Origin of the sequence: Paenibacillus harenae DSM 16969, assembly GCF_000422465.1 — a bacterium.
GTDB classification, from domain to species: Bacteria; Bacillota; Bacilli; order Paenibacillales; family Paenibacillaceae; genus Pristimantibacillus; species Pristimantibacillus harenae.
In genome coordinates this window covers 271,658-292,577 of the sequence record NZ_AULV01000013.1, presented here as the reverse complement: position 1 = coordinate 292,577, position 20,920 = coordinate 271,658, and the positions used below count along the sequence as shown (strand labels likewise).

At 52.5% G+C, this 20,920-nt stretch carries 23 protein-coding genes; 18 read left to right on the top strand and 5 right to left on the bottom strand.

Features of this window, described 5'->3' with window-relative positions:
- Positions 1-91 precede the first annotated feature (91 nt).
- Positions 92-604, bottom strand: coding sequence for a DinB family protein (locus H581_RS0101350; protein WP_028608438.1), 513 nt, complete (start codon positions 602-604; stop codon positions 92-94).
- Positions 605-708: 104 nt separating this feature from the next.
- Positions 709-3,012, bottom strand: a complete 2,304-nt coding sequence (locus H581_RS0101345) for a helix-turn-helix domain-containing protein (RefSeq protein WP_028608437.1) — start codon at positions 3,010-3,012, stop codon at positions 709-711.
- A 146-nt stretch (positions 3,013-3,158) separates the two neighbouring features.
- Between H581_RS0101345 and H581_RS0101340 the strand changes: the two genes are divergently transcribed.
- The 11 genes from H581_RS0101340 to H581_RS0101290 all read left to right on the top strand — a co-directional run bounded on the left by H581_RS0101340 (position 3,159) and on the right by H581_RS0101290 (position 13,281).
- A complete protein-coding gene (locus tag H581_RS0101340) occupies positions 3,159-4,679 on the top strand; it encodes an extracellular solute-binding protein (RefSeq protein ID WP_028608436.1) in 1,521 nt (506 codons plus the stop codon).
- Between the two features lie 663 nt (positions 4,680-5,342).
- Positions 5,343-5,756 (top strand): Rrf2 family transcriptional regulator, encoded by a 414-nt coding sequence (locus tag H581_RS0101335; protein WP_028608435.1) that lies wholly within the window; start codon positions 5,343-5,345, stop codon positions 5,754-5,756.
- A gap of 96 nt (positions 5,757-5,852) precedes the next feature.
- Positions 5,853-6,716, top strand: coding sequence for an SDR family oxidoreductase (locus H581_RS0101330; protein ID WP_028608434.1), 864 nt, complete (start codon positions 5,853-5,855; stop codon positions 6,714-6,716).
- Between the two features lie 211 nt (positions 6,717-6,927).
- Positions 6,928-7,275 (top strand): VOC family protein, encoded by a 348-nt coding sequence (locus tag H581_RS0101325; protein ID WP_028608433.1) that lies wholly within the window; start codon positions 6,928-6,930, stop codon positions 7,273-7,275.
- A gap of 241 nt (positions 7,276-7,516) precedes the next feature.
- The gene (locus H581_RS0101320; RefSeq protein ID WP_028608432.1) at positions 7,517-9,082 is read left to right on the top strand and encodes an extracellular solute-binding protein; all 1,566 of its coding nucleotides are present in this window, start codon (positions 7,517-7,519) and stop codon (positions 9,080-9,082) included.
- 95 nt (positions 9,083-9,177) lie between these two features.
- Entirely contained in the window at positions 9,178-10,128 is a 951-nt protein-coding gene (locus tag H581_RS0101315; protein WP_028608431.1) for an ABC transporter permease, read from the top strand.
- Between the two features lie 94 nt (positions 10,129-10,222).
- A complete protein-coding gene (locus H581_RS0101310) occupies positions 10,223-11,098 on the top strand; it encodes a carbohydrate ABC transporter permease (protein ID WP_028608430.1) in 876 nt (291 codons plus the stop codon).
- Positions 11,099-11,113: 15 nt separating this feature from the next.
- Positions 11,114-11,422, top strand: coding sequence for a hypothetical protein (locus H581_RS36175; RefSeq protein WP_028608429.1), 309 nt, complete (start codon positions 11,114-11,116; stop codon positions 11,420-11,422).
- Positions 11,404-11,742, top strand: coding sequence for a hypothetical protein (locus H581_RS32680; RefSeq protein WP_169507392.1), 339 nt, complete (start codon positions 11,404-11,406; stop codon positions 11,740-11,742). Before H581_RS36175 ends, H581_RS32680 begins: the two co-directional genes overlap by 19 nt.
- Before the next feature lie 93 nt (positions 11,743-11,835).
- On the top strand, positions 11,836-12,153 hold the full coding sequence (locus tag H581_RS0101295) for a cupin domain-containing protein (RefSeq protein ID WP_028608427.1): 318 nt from the start codon (positions 11,836-11,838) through the stop codon (positions 12,151-12,153).
- A gap of 33 nt (positions 12,154-12,186) precedes the next feature.
- Positions 12,187-13,281 carry a glycoside hydrolase family 88/105 protein gene (locus tag H581_RS0101290; RefSeq protein WP_028608426.1) on the top strand — a complete coding sequence of 365 codons (1,095 nt, stop codon included), beginning with the start codon at positions 12,187-12,189 and terminating at the stop codon, positions 13,279-13,281.
- A 4-nt stretch (positions 13,282-13,285) separates the two neighbouring features.
- Here the strand turns inward: H581_RS0101290 and H581_RS0101285 are convergent, their stop codons facing one another.
- Complete coding sequence (locus H581_RS0101285) at positions 13,286-13,624, bottom strand: cupin domain-containing protein (protein ID WP_028608425.1); 339 nt, start codon at positions 13,622-13,624, stop codon at positions 13,286-13,288.
- A 201-nt stretch (positions 13,625-13,825) separates the two neighbouring features.
- On the opposite strand from H581_RS0101285, the gene H581_RS0101280 reads away from it, so the two are divergent.
- Positions 13,826-14,371 carry a hypothetical protein gene (locus H581_RS0101280; RefSeq protein WP_051250371.1) on the top strand — a complete coding sequence of 182 codons (546 nt, stop codon included), beginning with the start codon at positions 13,826-13,828 and terminating at the stop codon, positions 14,369-14,371.
- A gap of 20 nt (positions 14,372-14,391) precedes the next feature.
- Positions 14,392-14,874, top strand: coding sequence for a tetratricopeptide repeat protein (locus H581_RS0101275; RefSeq protein ID WP_028608423.1), 483 nt, complete (start codon positions 14,392-14,394; stop codon positions 14,872-14,874).
- A 128-nt stretch (positions 14,875-15,002) separates the two neighbouring features.
- Here the strand turns inward: H581_RS0101275 and H581_RS0101270 are convergent, their stop codons facing one another.
- Positions 15,003-15,725 (bottom strand): amino acid ABC transporter ATP-binding protein, encoded by a 723-nt coding sequence (locus H581_RS0101270; protein WP_028608422.1) that lies wholly within the window; start codon positions 15,723-15,725, stop codon positions 15,003-15,005.
- Positions 15,718-17,223, bottom strand: a complete 1,506-nt coding sequence (locus H581_RS0101265) for an ABC transporter substrate-binding protein/permease (RefSeq protein WP_028608421.1) — start codon at positions 17,221-17,223, stop codon at positions 15,718-15,720. The genes H581_RS0101270 and H581_RS0101265 overlap by 8 nt, the downstream gene beginning before the upstream one ends.
- 198 nt (positions 17,224-17,421) lie before the next feature.
- On the opposite strand from H581_RS0101265, the gene H581_RS0101260 reads away from it, so the two are divergent.
- From H581_RS0101260 to H581_RS0101240, 5 genes are all read left to right on the top strand, one after another.
- Positions 17,422-17,745 carry a hypothetical protein gene (locus H581_RS0101260; protein WP_028608420.1) on the top strand — a complete coding sequence of 108 codons (324 nt, stop codon included), beginning with the start codon at positions 17,422-17,424 and terminating at the stop codon, positions 17,743-17,745.
- The gene (gene yidC, locus H581_RS0101255) at positions 17,715-18,539 is read left to right on the top strand and encodes a membrane protein insertase YidC (RefSeq protein ID WP_028608419.1); all 825 of its coding nucleotides are present in this window, start codon (positions 17,715-17,717) and stop codon (positions 18,537-18,539) included. The genes H581_RS0101260 and yidC overlap by 31 nt, the downstream gene beginning before the upstream one ends.
- Positions 18,540-18,556: 17 nt before the next feature.
- Positions 18,557-19,381 carry a sugar phosphate isomerase/epimerase family protein gene (locus tag H581_RS0101250; RefSeq protein ID WP_028608418.1) on the top strand — a complete coding sequence of 275 codons (825 nt, stop codon included), beginning with the start codon at positions 18,557-18,559 and terminating at the stop codon, positions 19,379-19,381.
- A 108-nt stretch (positions 19,382-19,489) separates the two neighbouring features.
- On the top strand, positions 19,490-20,377 hold the full coding sequence (locus tag H581_RS0101245; protein ID WP_028608417.1) for a LysR family transcriptional regulator: 888 nt from the start codon (positions 19,490-19,492) through the stop codon (positions 20,375-20,377).
- Between the two features lie 102 nt (positions 20,378-20,479).
- Complete coding sequence (locus H581_RS0101240; RefSeq protein ID WP_028608416.1) at positions 20,480-20,905, top strand: rhodanese-like domain-containing protein; 426 nt, start codon at positions 20,480-20,482, stop codon at positions 20,903-20,905.
- Positions 20,906-20,920: the final 15 nt, after the last annotated feature.

The following is a 20,920-nucleotide window of genomic DNA, read 5'->3' as shown; positions in this document are numbered from 1 at the left end:
ATATCTTATTCGGAAATTGGAAGAACTCTTTATTCTTTTCGCCCCAAATAATCTCGACTCCCTCTACCTGCTCCCAATGGCATATCGATGACTATTTCAAATATTTTTCCCGAATGATATTCAGATGATGGCGTTCATGGCCGGCGATGATATAAGCGAGCGCACGCGCCGACGTATCGGTATTGTTGGAAGTGCCGACGCGAGTCCAAGCTTCTGCGGATAACCCGCGCAGCAGCGTAAGCGTTGCCTGCCGGACGGCCTTATAATCCTCTAACAGGTCGGCGAGCGTCCATCCCGCGAACGGAGAGTACTGCATGAAATCGTCCTGATTGAAGCCGGGAAGCGGCGTCTTGTCTCCCCGGGCGATCCGCAGCAGGCGATAGCTCATCACCCGCTCGCTATCCGTCATATGCCCGATCACTTCCTTCAGCGACCATTTGCCCGGCGCGTAGCGGTAGTCCGCTTGCTCCTCCGTAATAACCTCCAGCATCTTAATCGTGTCATTCAATTGCCGCGCAACGATATCCGTAATGCTTCCCTCACCGACAAGGCCGATGTAAATCTCGTTATTGGCGTTGTATTCTTCCTTCGACGGTCGTTCCATTCGTGCAGCCTCCGTTTCAAAATATCATCTATTCGTTTCTGCCTGTTGGAAAAGTATAGCATATTCCATGTACGCAGACAGCACGGCACCGTAAAAATCTTCCGCTAACCGGTCCGCTTTCGCTCCCGGTACTGCCCCGGTGTCATACCCTCCTGCTTGCGGAAGGAGCGGATGAAGTTCTGCGGATTGGTGTAGCAAAGCTTGGCGGCGATGTCCTTAACCGGCATCTCGCTTCCTTCCAGCCACTTCTTGGCCATTTTGAAACGGTACATCGTCAAATACTCGGTGAAGGAGTGGTTCGTTTCCCTGCGGAACACGCTGCTCAAATAATTGGCGTTGTAATGAAGCCGCGACGCGCATTCCTCGAGCGTGAGATCCGTATCGTAATGCTGCTGCACAAGATCGATGATCTGTTCGGACAGGTTATGGTACTGGGCTTCCTGGCGGTCTTTGAAAATTTTGACCATGGGATAGACGGCCCGCGTCCAGAACCAATCGTCGATTTCCAGGGCGGTATGAAGCTTCAGCAGTTCTTCGAGCAGCGAGCCCTTCACCGGATGAAGCTGGCTGAGACTGACACCGGACTCCTGCATGACGATAAGCAGGCTATTGAGCAGTCTCGACAGCGGAATTTGATATTCCTGCGGCGGCAGCTCCGCTTCTAACACGGCTTGCAGGACAGATTTCAACAGTTCCTTCGCTTTGTCCTTATCCGCCAGCTTAATCGCATCCAGAAGCTCGTTCTCCAGATGGCCCGGGTAATTCAAATTCAAATAATGCTTGCCCGCGTTCACGTTGGAATAAGGGATGATGATGGCTTCGCCGAGCTTTAAACGATGCTTCAGCGCCTCAAGCCCTTCCCGGCAGGCGATGGCCATGGAGCCGAACGAGCTGAACGGCAGGCTGATGCCGATGCTGACCTTAACGCTTAGATAGACGTCGATTTGCCGCTGCAAATGCTCGGTTAACGCGAATACGGCAAGATGGAATTCCGCCGCATCGTTCTCCGGGCCGCCAATGATCGTGACGATCGTTTGGTCCATAATAACCGGAACCAATCGTTCACCTGCAGGAACAAGCTCTTCGATGATGTTATGAATAGCGAACAGAAGGAGCTCCTGATCTTTTCTGGAATAGCGGCTGTCTTCGAGAAAATCGAGCTGCAGCGTGACCGCGGCCATTGTTCTCCACTCCTGAAGCTGCATGCCGTAGCCGAACTGGCGAAGCTTATCCGCCACCTCGTTCGGCCGGATATGGCCCTGGAACGCTTTGATGAAGAAAAAAGCGCGCACCTGTGGGATATGCTGGCGAAGCTCCTTCTCCAGCTCCGACTTGGACTGGAACAGAAACGTCACCCGTTCGCCGATCGCTTGAAATTCATTCGTTCTCCGCTTCTGAATATCCGTTACCCGCTCGCCGATTTGGTTCAACAGCATTCGAATCGGCGAATACATGCGGCGAGAGCCCATCCAGGCCAGCAGCATCGACACCGCGAGCATGATCAGGCAGACATAAAGCGTATAGCTGCCGATTTTGTTCGATTCCTTCGTCATGCTGGCGATGGAGGTCGCCGACAAGTAAATCCAGCCGTTCAGCTCGGACCGGTAATACGTGAGCGAATAGTCCATCTGTTCGATTGGCGCCGTGAACTGACCGGCATTCCCGGTCAACTGCTGCACGCGGAGTCCGGCCTCCGCGGCAGGCTTTCCGATCAGGGCCTGGTCGCGGTGGAGAAGAATGCGGAATTGATCGTCCAGGATCATGAAGCTGGAGCCCGCGCCGCCGTCCTCTTCGAGCAGCTCCTGCAGACTGCAGGTCGGAATGTTGGCCAGCGCAAGCCCGTATTTCTCAAGCCCGGCCGTAGGCAGCTTCTTCACCAGGCTGATGCTGTAGCTGCAGCCGGCGCTGCCCGCGGCTTCCTCGCTGTAGAACCAATCGGACGGAGTGAGCACCCAGGAGGTGTTGTCCGGAACCTGCATCAGGCCCGCCAGCTCGTCGTGAAAGGCGTATTCGTCGAATGAGTAAAGGCCGGAATTTTTGATCATCCAGTTATGCTTCTCGTTAATAAGCACGACATCCTCCAGCCTTGTATCGAAGGATTGCATGTGCCGGATCTCGTTGCGCAAATCGTCATAAATCATAAAATCGTTCACCGTCAGCGGACGGTTCATCGCGTTTTTGAGCACGGTCGAGTTAATAACCTGATTGAGCGTATGGTTGACAGTCGTCAGTTTCTGCTCTACATTGGAGTTGATTTGCATAATCAGCTGCATTTTTCCTGTACTTACATTTTTCTGAATCTCATTGGAAGATGTGACATAAGCGAAAGCGCCGATGAAGATCACCGGGAGAGTACCGAGCAGGAAGCCGAAGATCGTCAGCTTGCTCAGGAAAGTTAATGACCGCACAGCTACCAACACCTTATCAAGAGATGAGTGAATTCTATCACTATTTTAGTAAACGCATACATGTTGAGCAATAATCATCTGGCCGCCGGATAATCATTTCCTTAGACGATGAGCCGCAAAGCCAGTAATGACGAGGGGGGATACCGATGAGCAAGGTCTCAGATCAGGTTTGGTTTCGTCTTGGCCGCAGCATGCTTGCGCCGCTGCTTGTTCTCATGCTGTGCGCCTCCTGCGCGTCAATTAAGGGGGCCGGCTTAACTGTGGATGAAAGCGCGAAACCGGTGATTTCCATTATGGTGCCGCTGCATTTTCCCCATACTCCAAGTGCCGAGCTTATTACCCGAATCGAAGATTTGACGAATACGACGATGGACATCAACTGGGTGCCGGACGGCATCTACACGGATAAAATGAACACGGCGCTCTCCACCAATTCGCTGAAGAAAGCGACATTTGTAAAGCATACCGATTATATTTTTGTGAAAAATGCGATCCGTTCCGGCTCATTTTGGGAAATCGGGCCTTATTTGGAGCAGTTCCCGAACTTGAAGCATCTGGATGCCGACATTTTGCATCAGGCAGCGATCGACGGCCGCATTTACGGACTTTACACGGAACGCCCGTCGTCCAGGCAGGGCATTATTATCCGCGAGGACTGGCTGGAAGTGCTCGGACTGCCCAAGCCGGGAACGATCGAGGAGCTGTATGAGGTTATCCGGCAGTTCACGGCTTACGATCCTGACGCGAACGGCAAGCATGATACGGTCGGACTGGCTGACCGCAATGATCTGGTGTTCGGCGCGTTCAAAACGCTGAGCTCTTATTTCGGCACGCCGAACAATTGGGGCATCGCGGACAACCGGATTGTGCCGGAGTTCGACACCCAGCCTTATATGGATACGATGAATTTCATGAAGCGGCTGTTTGACGAGAAGCTGATGAACAACGATTTTGCCGTTACGAGCAAGGAGATGCAGCGGGATTTGATGATTCGCGGCGCCGCTGGCGTCTACATCGGCAGCATGACGGACGTGCAGCGGCTGTCGGATGAAGCCCGGCAGATCAACCCGTCCGCGCGGTTTACGCTGGCGAACCGCATTCAGGGGCCAGAGGGCTACCGGATCTGGTCGATTCCGAATTATAACGGCCTTTATTTATTTTCCAAAAAATCGATCCGCACCGAGAAGGAGCTTCTGGAACAGCTGGCGTTCTTCGACCGCACCATGGACAAGGATGTCGCTAATCTGATGCGGTACGGCATAGAAGGCAAGCATTATAGCCTCACCGGCGGACAGGTGGTGCTGCCCGAGGAGACGTCGCAGCTTCGCGTCACGGAGGTGAACGCTCTCTACCCGCTCATGATCGCCGATCTCAGCAACCCGAACGTCCTAAAGGCGGCGGAGAAGGAATCGATGTGGGAGCTTGCGGAACGGTTGAGCGCGGACAACGGCAAGTTTATTGTGAAGGACCCTACGATCGGCCTCGAATCGAAGACGTTTGACGAGAAAAGCATGGAGCTGAACAAAATCATATCGGATTCGACGTACAAATATATCCTGGGGCAGATTGACGAAGGAGGTTTCTACGAGGAGGTCGAAAGGTGGAAGCAGAGCGGCGGAAGCGGGATGATGAACGAGTATACAGAGGCTTATTTTGCAAAGGAGTGATATTTGGCACAGGCCGGTTTGTGGCATACATAAATACATGAATGTATGGATAACAAAATAGACGGAATTCTTCCCATTAATATGCTCTTATCAGCTTGGGAGGAGATCTAACGGGATTTTCTCCCGCAAAATGAGCCTGTTTAACCGCATGAGACGGATTTGAGTGAATTTAGCGCTAGGTTTCCCCTTTAAATGGTCAATCACTGCGGAATCGTTTAAATTAGCAGGAGCTATTCCCGTTAGCGGAGGCAGCAGGACTAGATCTATATTCCAAAGGTACCGAAGGCTTCCACTATCCTTTTTTAGTTTCCGTCCCGCTTTGGGTTGCAGCCTTCTGGGTCGGCAAACGTTATTTAAGTGATTTTGGCGCCGCTGCCGGTTATAGGATGGGCCAACTGATGGTTGCATTAAGCGTAATTGCTGTCGTTTTTTTTCTATTTATTTGATTTTAATTAACGGGGATCATCATTCAGGCACCGCGATAAGAAGGTGGTTAGTTCAATTGACGAGCTGAACTCCTTTTTTATTTAGCGAATTCGTTATGAATAAAGAAACGAAGTCTTCGAGCAAAACAAGTTCAAATAACGAGTTTCCTGCAGAGACGCGACGTATTTGACATTTTGACTGGTAGTAACTACAATGGTTACATCGGGAGTGGTAAACTTGAAGCAAATAAGCACGCGCTTTTCAATGGCAGTTCATATCCTTTCCCTGATATCAGTTCAGGCCGATTTGACTGGGGATTACATTGCGGGCAGCGTGAATACAAATCCCGTAGTCATTCGAAGAATTATGGGTATGTTAAAAAAAGCCGGGTTATTGGAAGTACGTCCTGGCGTTGGAGGCGCTTCTCTGCTCAAATCACCTGAGGAAATTACGCTTCTTGATATTTATCGCGCTGTAAATGTGATCGAGGGAAACCAATTATTCCGTGTTCACGGAGGTTCGAATGTGAAATGCCGAGTCGGACAGAACATTGAGCAGGTTCTCCAATCCGAATTATTCGAAGCCCAAGCCGCTATGGAACAAAGGTTGGCCCAAACGACTTTAAGTCAGTTAACGACAAGGTTCATATAAATGAGAGCTCTTTTAGAGCTTTTATTTTATAGATTGTTGTAACTTAATTAGTTATAACAAAAGCAATTACAACAAATCGTATCGGAGGAAAAGATGATGAAAATGCTAGTTACAGGCGCAACAGGGAAATTGGGAGCACTAGTGGTAGAGCAATTATTAAAGACCGTGCCGGCCAGTCAACTGGCTGTCAGTGTCCGTAATCCGGAAAAAGCGGAAGCGCTGCGAGCTCTGGGCGTGGATGTCCGGCAAGGCGATTTCGACCGACCGGAAACATTGGATTCCGCATTTGCCGGTATTGACCGGTTATTAATCATTTCAGCCGATGGGGACAACGAAACAAGAATTAGGCAGCACACGAGTGCGGTTGACGCAGCCAAGCGGGCGAACGTTGGATTTATTGCCTATACCAGTGCAGCGAATGCAGGTGAAAGCAAGCTGTTCCTTGCTGAAGTGCACCGCGTAACGGAAGAAGCCATCATCCGAACCGGCATTCCTTACTCCTTCTTGCGAAATAACTGGTACCTGGAGAATGAAATCGGGAGCATTCAAGGCGTGCTGGCAGGAGCGCCCTGGGTGACGTCTGCCGGGAATGGCAAGACAGGCTGGGCGTTACGGCAGGATTACGCAGAAGCGGCCGCAGCCGTACTTGCAGGAACCGGACACGAGAATACGATTTACGAGCTTTCGGGTAAACTAATAACGCAAGATGAACTTGTATCCGTTATTGGAGAGGTTACAGGCAAAGAAGTACCCGTGCAGCATGTCGACGACGCCGCGTATGCCGAAATCATGAAAGGCGCCGGCGTACCCGAATTCGTCATCCCGATTCTCGTAGGCATCCAGCAAGGCATTAGAGAAGGCGTACTCGAGATCGAAAGCAATGATTTGGAAAAGCTGCTCGGCCGTCCTGTTACGCCAATCAGGGAGGCGCTGACGCAAGTCATTAGTGGACTTTCTTAAACCATATACCTGAACGCAATAGTGAATAAACAACAGAGACGACAGCCAAGGCGGCTGTCGTTTTCTCATTTAAATGGCATTTGTTGAGGAAACTAACCGAATCAAAAGTGATCAATGAGACTAAAGACGTAAGGCATTTCCTTCATTGTATTGAAGTTCTTTTCAAGAAAATCCATTAAGATAAGAAAAAAACGATTTGAGGTGAACATTAATGGATATTAGAGAAACAGGCGTTATTCTTTTCTGCGAGGATTACGAATTCGCATTAAAATTTTATTCCGAACATCTTGGCTTGAAAATCCGTCAACGCGGCAAGGACTTGTCCATTTTGGATTTCGGAGGCAGTTACCTCATGCTTGAAGGGAATGGCGTCGCTTCAGATAAAGAAAAAACAAGATCGCAAAATCCAACGGTCATTCGGCTTAACGTAAATCATTTTGACTCAGCCGTATCGGAGCTGGAGGCACGCGGAGTCAATGTTGAGGTGAAGAGCTTTGAATGGGGAACGATAGGAGTCGTGATTGATCCCGAAGGAAATAGAATTGAATTAAAAGATTAATCGTTAGTTAGGTCAGATCCAATCAATAGGACGGCACCCTAGTCGGCAACATCGGCTGCGGTGTGGTCCTTTTTTGCGTCTGCCGCCCAGTCTCCCGGTGTCCTTATCACCGTTCATAATCATTAACTCGGATCTTCCGCAGCGGGCGCTCCATCTGTGGAAATGATTGTTTCGACACCCGTGCCGGCAATGGTAGCCTTGGGGTGCAGCAATTACAACGATAAATGGAGGTCAACGCGGTATGAAGAAGAAAAAGTCCATTTCGATTCTGGTAAGCGTAGTTTTGGCGTTCAGTCTGCTGATCTCGGCTTGCTCGGGCGGAGGAAACGGCGGCAATAACAATAATACGTCTCCGGCGCCGGGCAATGACAGCGGAGCGAAGACGGAGGAGACGGCAAAGCCCGAGGAGCAGGAGAAGCCGGCGGAGATTACAATCATGCTCCCGCTCAACACCGCGGAGACGCCGCCGGATACGATCAAGAACGAAATTGAGAAGCTGACGAACACGAAGTTGACGTATCAATTTTTCCCGGCCGATACGTATGAGGAGAAGCTGAACGCTTCCTTCGCTACCGGCTCGCTGCCGGACGTGACCTACCTCAAGAACCAGGCCACCTTTATTCAAATGAAGGAAGCGATCCGCGACGGCCAATTCTGGGAAATCGGCCCTTACCTGAGCGAGTTTCCGAATCTCGGCAAGCTGAAGGAGGAGATTCTGAACAATACGAAGGTGGACGGCAAGCTGTATTCGCTCTATCTGGGCAGACCGCTTGCGCGTCAAGGGATGATCTACCGGAAGGACTGGGCGGATAAGCTCGGCCTCGCAGCCCCTGCGAATGTGGATGAGCTGTACGCAATGATGGAGAAGTTTACGATTGGGGATCCGGACGGCAATAATCAGGCGGATACCATCGGGCTGGCGGACCGCAACGACCTGATCTACGGGGCGTTCAAGACGGTTTCGGCATGGTTCGGCACGCCGAATAACTGGGGCGAGATGGACGGCCAGCTTCAGCCGGAGTTTACTTTCCCCGAATACGTAGAGACGATGGATTTCTTCAAGAAGGTACGCGACGCGAAAGCGATGAACGTCGACTTTGCCGCGACAAGCAAGACCGATCAAATTAATCTGTTCACGAGCGGCAAGGCCGGCGTCTATATCGGCTCGATGCAGGACGTCAACTCCCTGGTGAAGGATTTGGTCAAAAACGTTCCGACCGCTGTAGTCGATACGCACAGCATGGTGGCCGGTCCGGACGGTCAGTTTGCGACTTGGTCGATTCCAGGCTATAACAACGTCGTCCTATTCCCGAAATCCGCGGTGAAGGATGAAGCGGAGCTGAAGGGAATCCTTGCCTTCTTCGACAAAATGATGACGCCCGAGGTCGCGAACATGATGTACTGGGGCAAGGAAGGCGTTCATTACACGGTGCAGGACGGCAAGGCGAAGGCTGGCGACGATCAAGAGCTCACGGAGCGCGAAGTGAAGGGCTTCAAGGACAGCGTCATCGGCGAGCCGGAAACGAACGGGATGTTCGAGGGCTTCCATGACCTTCCGGCGCGTATCCATGCGGAGCAGCTTGTTCTGGAGAATGAGAAGATTGCGGTTCCCGATCCGACCGCGCCGCTGGATTCGGCCACGTACACGGAGAAGGGAACGGAGCTTCAGGAACTGATCAAAGACGCAACGTACAAATATATTTACGGCTCCATCGACAAAGCCGGCTTCGACAAAGCGGTTGAAGAGTGGAAGAAGCGCGGCGGCGCTCAGATTATCGAGGAATTTAACGCGGTCTACAAGCCGTAACCGCTAAGACGTCTGCCGCATCGCAGCTATGCCGGGCGGGCTGCCGCTCCCGAAAGGGCAGCCTCCCCAACCTCCCGTGGAAAGGAAGAACCATCATGCAGCAAACGGTAGTCCAGCAGGCACGTGTGCCGCAGCCTAGAACGAGCGAGCTGAAGAAGCGGCTGTGGAGGAACAGATGGCTATATGTCATGGTGCTGCCAGGCATTTTGTTTTTCATTATTTTCAAATATATTCCGATGTTCGGTCTTGCGATCGCCTTTCAGGATTACAAGCCCTTTAAGGGCGTAGGCGGCAGCGAGTGGGTCGGTTTTGAGCATTTTGAACGATTATTTACGGAGCCCGATTTCCTTACGATATTGGTGAATACGCTGCTGTTATTCGGCATGAACCTGCTGTTCTTTTTCCCGGTTCCGATTATTTTGGCGTTGATGCTGAACGAGGTTCGGCTGTCTTTCTTCAAACGGACGTTTCAGACACTGGTTTATTTGCCCCACTTCATGTCGTGGGTCATCATCGTCTCGATCAGCTTCGTGATGCTGACGTCGGACGGCGGCATTATCAACGAGCTGCTGGTGTACTTTGGATTCGAAAAAATCAATTTCCTGCTCAGTCCCGAGTGGTTCAGGCCGATGTATATCATTCAGGTCATTTGGCGGGAAGCGGGCTGGGGAACGATCATATACTTGGCCGCTATCGCATCGGTAGACCCGCAGCTTTATGAGGCTGCGCGAATGGACGGCGCCGGACGGCTGCGTCAGGTGTGGCATATTACGCTGCCCGCGATCCGGAGCGTTATTATCATTCTGCTGATTCTGAAAATCGGCGATGTGCTGGAGCTGGGCTTCGAGCATGTATATTTGCTGCTGAACTCGATGAACCGCGACGTAGCCGAAATAATCGATACGTACGTATATACGGCCGGGCTCAGGCAGGGGCAATTCAGCTACAGCACCGCAATCGGCTTCTTCAAGTCGTTTATCGGCCTCGTGCTGGTTGTGCTGGCGAACAAGCTGGCGAAAAAAATGGGCGAAGAGGGCGTTTATTAAGGGGAGCGAATGCTTACGAAGCAGGTTTGTGTAACAAACCTAAGCACATGCTTACGAAGTAGGTTTGCTGCGCAAACCTTTGAGGAGGATCAAAATGGTAGAGGACAAGACGTTCGGCGGCCGGTTGTTTTCAATTGTGAACTTTACGCTGCTGGCGGTTATCGCGCTTGTGACCGTGCTTCCGTTTCTGCACGTCGTCGCAGGTTCGTTCACGACCAGCGCAGAGATGGCGGTCAAGAAATTTATACTCGTTCCGACGGTCTGGAGCTTCGACGCTTATACGTTTATTTTCTCCACGAATACGATATTCCGGGCGATGGCGGTGTCCTCGGGAGTGACTCTATTCGGTACGCTGTTCAGCATGCTAACGACCGCTCTTATGGCATACGGCTTATCACGCAGGGATTTGGATGGCCGTAAGGCGATCATGTTCCTGGTCGTGTTCACGATGCTGTTCAGCGGGGGGCTCATTCCGACCTTTCTCGTCGTGAAGGAGATGGGGCTGATCGACTCGTATGCCTCGCTCATCATTCCATCGGCAATCAGCGCCTTTAACCTGATTATATTGCGGAACTTCTTTCAAAACATTCCCGAAGGGCTGGAGGAATCGGCCAAAATCGACGGCTGCAGCGACTTCGGCATTCTGTTCCGCATCGTGCTTCCGCTCTCCATGCCGGCAATCGCGACGATTTCCCTGTTCTACGCGGTAACCTATTGGAATACGTACTTAAGCGCCATTCTGTATTTGAATGACAGCGCCAAGTGGCCGATTCAGGTGCTGCTCAGGCAGATTGTCGTTCTCGCAAGCGGACTCGAATACAGCTCCGAGCTGGATGCCGCGGTGCCCCCTCCGGACCAGACGGTGAAGATGGCGGTTATCGTGGTGGCCACGCTGCCGATTCTGCTTGTTTATCCTTTTCTGCAAAAGCATTTTGCCAAAGGCGCCTTAATCGGGTCAATCAAAGGATAACCGGGAGGACTGGCCATGAACGCGGGAAAAGCGACCATTCAGGATTTATTATTCGATTTGGACGGGTTATTCGACGGGCTGCTTGCCTGGCTGGCAGGTCAGTACGACGAGCGAAGCGGCGGGTTCTATTATGCGCGAAGCTCCCGGCTGCTGGCCGGCAGAGTAGCGGACATGGAGTCGACGGCCCAGGCGCTCAATATGCTGGAGCGGTTAAGGCTGACCGCTTCCATGCGCGCCTATCGGGGACGTTCAAGCTTCACACGTTCTACAGCGGCTTTCAGCTGCCGATGCCCCGGATTGAGAAGATGTATGCGAGCATTCTAACTGCTCTGAGCAAGGAAGAAGCAAGCGATATGTGTTATATCCGAAATCCCGTTCATCTGCTATCCTATGTGAAACCGATCGTACAAACCGATGAACGGCTCTTTATCCTGCAGACGACGATTCGCAATATGAGCAGACTGCTTCGCGGCGACGGCGGTTTCTCGCGCGAGCTCGCCTATTCGCCGTCCGCTCCGAATGTCGCTCAGGTGAAGGATGGCGAGCATTATCCGGATATGCCGAGGCCAGTCCATTTGAGCGAAGGATGGGTGGAGGGCGATATGAATGCGGCGACGCAGGCGCTGCTGATCCGGTCGCTCTGATATCAGCTTGCGGGCGAGCCTGAGCCTCGGCTTGCCGAGGAGGGAATGACCCGCCTTCTACGATCGGATACGACAACATTAGGAGGTAATGAAATGGGCGCAATTGGAGAATGGGAAAATGCCGAACCGGGCGTAAAACGGAAAATTTTACAGCCGGGCAAGTCGCTGATGATGATGGAGGTGCATTTTATCGCCGGCGCGGAAGGATACGAGCACAGCCATCCGCATGAGCAGCTTTCCTACTGTTTGGAGGGAGAGCTCGAATTTCGGCTGGACGGCAAGCCGGTTACGGTAAAGGCCGGGGAGTCCATCGTCATTCCAAGCGGCGTAAAGCATGGAGTCACAGCGAAAGCGGACAGCGTGCTGCTGGATGCCTTTACGCCGCTTAGGGAGGATTTGCTTCGCAAATAACGCGGTTTATTGGAGAGGAGATCCGATTTGAAGCTGAACGTGAACAGGACGACCCCGATCGAATGGGCAAAATCGGCATGCGATTCGCTGATGAGCCGTTATTTGCCGGAGGAGCTTCCTCCGGCGGGCAGGTGGCACTACCATCAAGGCGTATTTTTATGCGGGATGGAGCTGCTCTGGCGGAAAGTGCGGGAAGACCGTTATGATGTCTATATCAAACGTTATGTCGAAAAGCTCGTTGACGACCATGGCAATTTTGACTTCGCCCGCGACGAATTGGACGCGATCCAAGCCGGGCTGCTGCTCTTCCGGCTGGATGAGCGAAGCGGGGAGGGCAAATACCGGGCGGCGGCGGATAAGCTCCGCTATTTATTCCATACGCTGAACCGGACTTCGGAGGGCGGCTTCTGGCATAAGGATAAGTATCCGTATAATATGTGGCTCGACGGCTTGTATATGGGCGGCGTGTTCGCGCTCAAATATGCCAATGCTTATGGCGATCCAAGCTTGCGCAGCATGGTGCTTCATCAGGAACGGCTCATGCGGGTGCATATGAAAGACGAAGAGACGGGGCTGCTTTATCATGCCTGGGATGAGAGCCGCCGGATGGCATGGGCCGATCCGGTTACCGGCTGCTCGCCGGAGTTCTGGGGACGCTCGCTGGGTTGGTACGGTCTGGCGGTAGCGCAGTTTCTGGACGAAATCGGAGAAGGCGAGCAGGGACGCGCTGAGCTGGAGCAGGTGCTGGCGGATTTCGCGGAGGCGCTTGTCCGGTATCAGGATGCGGAGAGCGGGCTGTGGTACCAAGTGGTGAATAAGGGCCATATGGCCGATAACTGGCTGGAAACCTCCTGTACCTGCCTGTTCGTGTATACGCTGGCGAAGGCCTATAAATTCGGGCTCGCAGGAGACGGCTGCCTGGAAGCCGCGCGGCGCGGATATGAAGGGCTGCTGCAAGCGGTGCAGTATGACGAGCAGGACCGTTTCGTCCTGCCGGACATCTGTATCGGCACCTCGGCCGGCGATTATGAAAATTACGTTACCCGCCCGACCAGCAGCAACGATCTGCACGGCGTCGGCGCCTTCGTCATGGCGTGCGTGGAGATGGAAGCGCTGCTCGCCAGATAATGGCTTAGACCTGAACCCGGTCCCCTCTTGTCGAAGGTTGGGAGATGACTAGAAATTCGACGTCTTCATTGGACTCGTTCTTTATTTGATGAGGCATACGGGGAGGGATCGATATCCCCTCGTGAGCAAGCAGGGTGATCTGCTCCCCGTCTGCCTCCATAACCGCGGTGCCGGACAGCAGGAAGAAAAACTGCTTCGCTGTCTCATGATAATGCCGGGCCTCCGCGGTTCCAGCGGGCATCCGCTCATGGATAATGGTGCGGTCCGGCTCATTCGCCATAAACCATCCATCGCAGTTGTCTCCCCATATGTAATGCTCGGCGTTCCTCTTGGTAACCTTCATCTGTGAATCCCCCCTATCGTCAGCTTCAAGACGATCTCTTCTTCTTGTTCCGGGCTATTATTTTACCACGATAAGCATCCGGCGTGCACAAAACAATATATGACTGCTGAAGGCAGGGGAGGGAAAAACGAATACCATATTGTTACATTTAGCGGCAACGTCTATAATTTATAACACTAGCATTTAGGAGGAAAGTTAGAGGTGTCCTATAGAACAATCGCAGAAGAGGTAATGGAAGGGAATTACGATCGTCCTTTCGGCGTTAAAATCATTGCGATTTTAATGATACTGGGCGGTATCATGCTGATAATCACACAGCTGTCCGCCTTTCGTGTTTTAAGTGAGATCTCGTTGCTGATCGGGGTGTCGAGCCTGTTTTTCCAGGTAGCGGTTGGTTTTTTAGGTCTGCTTGGAGTAGCTGGCGGGGTAGGAATGTGGCTTGGGAAGAAATGGGGCTGGTGGTTAGCTATTTTTTATTTTGCTTACTCCTTGACCCGCAACTTTAATGTGCTGTTTTCTATCCCAGGAATTACAGAGCAATATGCCGCGTCAGGAAATGCTGCTGGACATTACGTTAAATATGGGCTTAGGGTCTTATGGAACATTTTATTGCTGTATTACATGTGCCGCGAAAATACAACGTCATTCTTCAAAACGACGGAAACGAATAAGTTAAATGCTCTTCTAACGGTATTCGGTATTTGCGCGGGGATTTTTGTGATAGGCTGGTTATTGAGCTTCTTTTAAAACGGGTAGGGATGATAAACATGAAAGATCTGGAAAAGGCTATTCAATTAAGGGAAGCAGGCAAATTAGACGAGGCAAGATCCATTTTGCTTGAAATAGTCGATCAAGAGCCTTTGAATGCATCCGTGTGGTATCAATGCGCTTGGATTCATGACGTTATGGGATTAGAAAGGGAAGCAGCACCTATGTATAAGAGATCTATAGAGCTAGGTTTGGCAGATGAGGAAAGACAAGGCGCATATCTAGGCTTGGGGAGCACGTATCGAACCTTAGGGATGTATGATGATGCCCAATTCATATTAGAGGAAGCCATCAGAGAATTTCCGGATCGAAGAGAATTTGATGTTTTCTATGCGATGGTTCGATTCAATCAGAAGGCATACAGCGACGCGATGGAAATCTTATTGACACAATTAGCGGAAACTAGTAAGGATAAGGGCATTCAAAGCTATAAGAAGGCCATATTATTTTATTCGGATAAGCTGGACCGGATTTGGGACTAAGGAGAAGCTGGCCTCGGCTGCTGCTATTTTTTCCATTAGCTGCAGAGCAGCATGGCGGAATCGGATGAAGTATGAAAAAAAAGAGTGAAGCGGATTCGACCCGGTTCACTCCTTTTCATAACACACGCCTACAGCACTTGCTCGAGAAAACGCGCGGCGCGCTCGCTCTGCGGCTTGTCGAAGAACTGCTCCGGCTTCGTCCGCTCGACAAGCTTGCCGTCGTCCATGAAATAAATCGTATCCGCGGCCTCGCGGGCGAATTTCATCTCGTGCGTCACGATGAGCATCGTCATGCCGCTGTCGGCAAGGCTGCGAATAACGTTCAGCACTTCCTTGACCATCTCCGGATCAAGCGCCGAGGTCGGCTCATCGAACAGCATGATGTCCGGCTCCATCGCGAGGCTGCGGGCAATGGCCACCCGCTGCTTCTGTCCGCCGGACAGGCGGGAAGGGTAGCTGTCCGCTTTGTCGGACAGGCCGACGCGAGCGAGCAGCTCCTTTGCTTTGGCGCGCGCTTCTTCAAGCGGCATGCCTTTCACCTGGGTCGGCGCGAACGTAATGTTGTCCAGTACGGTCATATGCGGGAACAGGTGAAAATGCTGGAACACCATGCCGATCCGCTGCCGCACGCGGGCAATATCCGTCTTCGGGTCGGTGATGGCCGTCCCGTCAATCGTGATGGCGCCGGAGGTCGGAGTCTCCAGCAGGTTCAAGCAGCGGAGAAACGTTGACTTTCCCGAGCCGGAAGGCCCGATGAGCGCAACGACCTCTCCCCGTTCTACGGTGGTGGATATGCCTTTCAGCACCTGGTTTTTGCCGAAGGTCTTCGTTAAGTCGGTTACTTTAATCACTGCGGCGCAGCCTCCTTTCGAGCATACGGGCAAAGGACGTTAAGATAAGCACAAGCACGTAGTAAATCGCGGCGACGAATAACAGCACTTCGAAAGAGCGGAAGGTATCGGACCGGACGACGTCGGCACGCCGCATTAATTCCGTTACGCCGATGACCGAGACGAGGGAGGACTCCTTCAACAAGGCCACACATTCGTTCACGAGCGCCGGCAAAATAGTCCGCAATGCCTGCGGGAAAATGATCCGGACCATCATCTTGCGGTAAGGGACGCCGAGGGCGATCGCCGCTTCGCGCTGCCCTTTATCGACGGCCATGATGCCGCCGCGGATCGTCTCGGACAAATAGGCTGCCGAATTAAGGCCAAAGGTGAGACCAGCGGCCATCAGCGCCGGGATTTCATAATGAATCAATTGAGGCGTTGCATAATAAATGAGCGTCAGCTGCACGAGCAGCGGCGTGCCGCGGAAGACCGACGTATAAGCGGTCGCGAACCATTCGAGCGGCTTAATGCCGGAAATTTTGAATAAGGACAATATGGATCCCCACACTAGACCGAATAACGCCGATACGAGCGTGAAAAGCAGCGTCACGTAGACACCTTTAAGAATAAAAGGAATATAACCCTTCAATACGCTGAAATCGATGTTCAGACGCTTGCTTGCCTGCACTTCCTCGGAAGGGAACCATTTCTGAACGATATCGTCGAGCTTGCCTTTCTCGCTCATCTCCGCCAGCACGCTGTTAAATTCGCCAACAATGGCGGATTGCTTCGGGAAAGCGATCGCGTAGCCGTTCTCGTCGGAATCGGCAGGCAGGAAATTCATAACCAGATCCGGATTGCCGTTTGTCATCTCAATGGCGACCGCATCCTCGACAATGGCGGCATCGATGCGCCCGGAGTTCAGCTCCTGAATCAGGTCGGGAATCTTGTTCAGTTTTTTGACCTTGGCGCCTTCAATCGTTTCCGCGAACAGATCCTGCGTCGATCCCAGCTGCGCCCCGACCAGTTTGCCGGAAAGCGATTCTAACGTCTCGAGCGGTTCGGATTTTTTGGAAACGATCGTGTTGCGGGCAACGTAATAGATGTCAGAGAAATCGACGCTCTGCCTGCGCTCGTCCGTTGCGGACATAGCGGACATGACAAAGTCGACGCGGCCGGTCTGCAGGGAGGCAATAAGGCCGTTGAAGTCCGTGCTCGCGATTTCCAGTTCATAACCGAGCCGGCTGGTGATATACTTGGCTATATCAATATCCAAGCCGATAATTTCGCCGTTGTTCTTGGCATCTACATTCTCATAAGGCGGATAATCGGGCGAGGTGCCCATAATGAGCTTCTTCTTCTCGCCAACTGCCGGCGCATCATCCGCGCCTACTGCGTGAACGGTGTTAAAGCCGGCTTTTCCGTTTCCGGCAGGCAGCGCTTGTCCGATCGCCAGGAACAGAACGACAATGGCAATGAGAGAAAAAGAAATAAGTTTCAGCTTTTTTCTGTTCATGATGTCCTCTTTCTTTTAGACTGGTTTTCATTTTCGATATACAACCTAGAAATTATATGATCTTGCCTATCCTTTTGTAAATAACCTAAAAGGACGGTTTGTCACAGATTTAGAAACAATCCGTTCGAATTCGGCTGGTAATAAGTGTTATAGTATCCATATTGGATAAAATCTATTTTTTGAAGGGAGGTGAATACATTGTTCGAGCTGGAGCTGCATGACGTCATTCCCTATTTGTTCTCGATAAGTCTGCTTTATACCTTGGCTTACGCTTATGCGTCGTATGCGCAAGAAGGGCAATTGGATTTTAGGCAAAACAGTCAGGAGTCCGAGGTTTTATTTACGCTGCTGCCTCAAATGCTGATTCGCGCTGTTCCGATCCGCCACTGGCTGGCGCGCAAGGTGAAACGCAAGGAATCGCCCGATGATGACGCCGCGGATTGCTTCTCCTCGTTTGTAGACGCTTGTTCAAACAAACGAGGAGGGTTTCCATGCGCAAGAACAATGTATTCGCTTCTTTAAAATATAACCGTCTCATCCTGGCCGGCGCGATGCTGGCGGGCCTGCTGCTGATTAGCGGCTGCGGCGCGACGACGGGGACGATCGACGGCGATACGCCGGGCTTTTTTAACCATTACGTTATTTATCCGCTGTCCGCCGTTTTGCAGTATATCGCCGGATTATTTCAAGGGAACTACGGCATCGCGATTATCGGCATTACGCTCATTATCCGGCTGGCGCTATTGCCGTTAATGATGCGCCAGTACCGTTCGCAGAGCCAGATGCGCACGAAGATGGCGGCGCTCCAGCCGGAGCTGAAGCAGCTTCAGGAGAAGTACAAAGGCAAGTCCGACGCCGAATCCAAGCAGAAGCTCCAGCAGGAGACGATGCAGCTGTATCAGAAGCATCAGGTGAATCCGCTGGCGGTGGGCTGTCTGCCGATGCTGATTCAAATGCCGATTCTGATGGGCTTGTATTCCGCCATCCGGATGACGCCGGAGCTGGCGGACCATTCGTTTCTCTGGTTCAAGCTCGGGTCGCCGGATATCGTGCTTCCGATTATCGCGGCGCTCGTCTATTTCGTGCAGTTCAAGGCGTCGCAGACGACGCAGCCCGGAACGGACCCGGCGCAGCAGAAGCAGCTTGCGTTCATGGGTTACCTGTCGCCGGTTCTAATGGGCGTATTCGCCCTGTCGGCTCCGGCCGCGATCTCGCTGTATTGGGTAGCGGGCGGTTTGTTCATGATTGCGCAATCGTATTTGGCCAAAAAAATATACGCGCCGAAGCCGGAGCTCGCGTTGGAGGGCGGCGTGTAATCAAAGGGGAAGATCAGATGTCAGTCGGCGTATTAGCCCATTTATTCGGAAGCCTGCCTTATAAGGAGCTTGCTCCCAAAGTAGCGGCAAGCGGCTTCAGCCATGTGCAGCTCGCGTTATGGAAAGCGATTAGCGACGTGGATTTCAGCAAGCCCGGCAATTTAAGTCCGGGACTCGCGAGCGCGATCGGAGAGCAATTCGATAAGAATGGCGTTGCCGTCTCCGTTCTCGGCTGTTATGTGAACCTGTTCGACCGGGATGAGGCGCAGCGCCGGCTGAACGTCGATCGTTTTAAGGAGCTGCTGCGGTATGCGCGTTTTTTCGGAGCGCCGATGGTTGCGGCAGAGACAGGCTCTTATGAAGGCGGCGCGTACACCGAGCGTGATTGGTCGGTTATGAAGGAGACGCTGACGGAGCTAGTGGAGGAAGCGGAGAAGTGGGGCGTATTTGTCGGATTGGAAGCCGCGAACGGCCATTTGATCGGCACCGCCCCGGAGCTCGCGCGCATGCTGGAAGAGGTTCCGTCCTCCAGCATCGGCGTCGTGCTGGATCCGGGCAATCTGATGACGGCTGCGAACTTTGACCGCCAGGATGAAGTGATCGAGGAGGCGTTCGACCTTCTCGGGAGCCGCATTATTGCGGCTCATGCGAAGGACCGGATTGTGCGGGAGGACGGCAAGCTAGGTACGGTGACGGCCGGGCTCGGCACTATGAATTACGAGCTGTTCATGAAGCGGCTGAACGAATACAAGCCGCATGCGCATATCATTATGGAGGAAGCGAAGGAGCATCAGATGGCGCAGGCGAAGGCGTACATCGAGGAAATTCGCGGCCGCGTATAGCAAGAAGCGCAAGCAGCAGCCCCGGGATGGAACTTTGGGGCTGCTGTTTTTATGAGATGAGCGCCAAGGACGACCGGCATTCATTGGATGAAGAAAGGGGGATGAGTCATGGAGCTGACCTACTTGCAAACCTTCCGCGAAATCGTAAAATGGGGAAGCTATACGCGCGCGGCCGAGCAATTGGGATATGCCCAGTCGAGCGTCTCGACGCAGATTCAGCGGCTGGAGGAATCTTACGGCGCCGTTCTGCTGGAACGGCACGGCCGGACAATGAAGCTGACGATGGCAGGCGAAGCCCTTCTGCCGTACGCGAACGAATTAATCAGGCTGCACGCGGAATCGAAGGAGGTCGTGTCGAAGCAATCGGCAGGCTCTTTGACGATCGGAACGATCGAGACGCTCGCTGCTTTTTATCTGCCGCCATACCTGCAGGCTTATCGCCGGGACTATCCGGAAATGAAAGTGAATCTTCAGCCCGCGAACGAACCGTTTATTATCGAGTCGGTCAAGGAAGGGACGATGGACGTCGGATTGATTTTGGACCCGCCGCTGCTTGACCCGGAGCTGCACAGCGTTATTTTGCGAAAAGAAGAGCTTGTGATTGTCGCGCTCCCCGGGCATCGGTTCGGCAGCATGAATGAGGTGCGGGTTCAGGATTTAGCGAACGAATCCTTGATTTTAACGGAAGATGGCTGCACGTACAGGGCTATGCTGCTTAGAGCGCTGAAGGGCTCCCGGGTCGATGCTCAATTATCGTATGAATTCGGGAATTTGGAAGCGATCAAGCAATGCGTGATCTATGGCTTAGGTATTGCTTTGCTGCCTCGGATCGTGGTTGAGGGTGAAATCCAAAAAGGGCAATTGATTGCCCTCCCGTTCGCGCATCCCGAGTGCGAATTCTATATCCAGCTTATTTATTCGAAGAAGAAGTGGCTCTCGAGAGCCTTCCGTGATTTTGTGGACCTGATGAGCGGAACCAATCATCAAAATAATTGATGGGTCGCATCGAAAACGATCGATAACTCCCATGCAAGGCGATGTGGTACATTTCTCTTAAGCCGAATGGCTATACGATTGTACTTACAGGAGGAATGGATTATGCAGCAATCATTGGTTCTCGAAACACCCGCAGCATCGCCGGAGGAAACTCATCGCCATTATATGAACAAGCTTGCGGTGGAGACGGATGTCGCAGACGTGCGTCACGATATGGAACTCGGGGTAGGCGGCTTTCTGCTGATCGATGTCCGCTTGGACAAAGCGTATGAAGAGTGTCACATTCCAGGCGCCATCAGCCTGCCTCACCGTCAAATGACGGAAGAGACAACGGCTTCCTTTCCGAAGGATCAGGTGATTGTCGTCTACTGCTGGGGTCCCGCGTGCAACGGAGGTGCGAGAGGCGCCGCGCGGTTGTCCGGCCTCGGCTTTCGAGTGAAAGAAATGCTCGGCGGCATCGAGTATTGGCGCAGAGAAGGCGGCCCGGTCGAGGGGACGCTCGCGGACATGGCTCCTATCGTCGGATAAATATGACCCCGCAGC

Excerpts from the sequence above, each read along its gene's own strand:
- H581_RS0101350 (WP_028608438.1), bottom strand. The coding sequence starts at position 604 with ATGGAACGACCGTCGAAGGAAGAATACAACGCCAATAACGAGATTTAC.
- H581_RS0101340 (WP_028608436.1), top strand. The coding sequence starts at position 3,159 with ATGAGCAAGGTCTCAGATCAGGTTTGGTTTCGTCTTGGCCGCAGCATG.
- H581_RS0101330 (WP_028608434.1), top strand. The coding sequence starts at position 5,853 with ATGAAAATGCTAGTTACAGGCGCAACAGGGAAATTGGGAGCACTAGTG.
- H581_RS0101325 (WP_028608433.1), top strand. The coding sequence starts at position 6,928 with ATGGATATTAGAGAAACAGGCGTTATTCTTTTCTGCGAGGATTACGAA.
- H581_RS0101320 (WP_028608432.1), top strand. The coding sequence starts at position 7,517 with ATGAAGAAGAAAAAGTCCATTTCGATTCTGGTAAGCGTAGTTTTGGCG.
- H581_RS0101315 (WP_028608431.1), top strand. The coding sequence starts at position 9,178 with ATGCAGCAAACGGTAGTCCAGCAGGCACGTGTGCCGCAGCCTAGAACG.
- H581_RS0101310 (WP_028608430.1), top strand. The coding sequence starts at position 10,223 with ATGGTAGAGGACAAGACGTTCGGCGGCCGGTTGTTTTCAATTGTGAAC.
- H581_RS36175 (WP_028608429.1), top strand. The coding sequence starts at position 11,114 with ATGAACGCGGGAAAAGCGACCATTCAGGATTTATTATTCGATTTGGAC.
- H581_RS32680 (WP_169507392.1), top strand. The coding sequence starts at position 11,404 with ATGTATGCGAGCATTCTAACTGCTCTGAGCAAGGAAGAAGCAAGCGAT.
- H581_RS0101295 (WP_028608427.1), top strand. The coding sequence starts at position 11,836 with ATGGGCGCAATTGGAGAATGGGAAAATGCCGAACCGGGCGTAAAACGG.
- H581_RS0101285 (WP_028608425.1), bottom strand. The coding sequence starts at position 13,624 with ATGAAGGTTACCAAGAGGAACGCCGAGCATTACATATGGGGAGACAAC.
- H581_RS0101275 (WP_028608423.1), top strand. The coding sequence starts at position 14,392 with ATGAAAGATCTGGAAAAGGCTATTCAATTAAGGGAAGCAGGCAAATTA.
- H581_RS0101265 (WP_028608421.1), bottom strand. The coding sequence starts at position 17,223 with ATGAACAGAAAAAAGCTGAAACTTATTTCTTTTTCTCTCATTGCCATT.
- yidC (WP_028608419.1), top strand. The coding sequence starts at position 17,715 with ATGCGCAAGAACAATGTATTCGCTTCTTTAAAATATAACCGTCTCATC.
- H581_RS0101250 (WP_028608418.1), top strand. The coding sequence starts at position 18,557 with ATGTCAGTCGGCGTATTAGCCCATTTATTCGGAAGCCTGCCTTATAAG.
- H581_RS0101245 (WP_028608417.1), top strand. The coding sequence starts at position 19,490 with ATGGAGCTGACCTACTTGCAAACCTTCCGCGAAATCGTAAAATGGGGA.
- H581_RS0101240 (WP_028608416.1), top strand. The coding sequence starts at position 20,480 with ATGCAGCAATCATTGGTTCTCGAAACACCCGCAGCATCGCCGGAGGAA.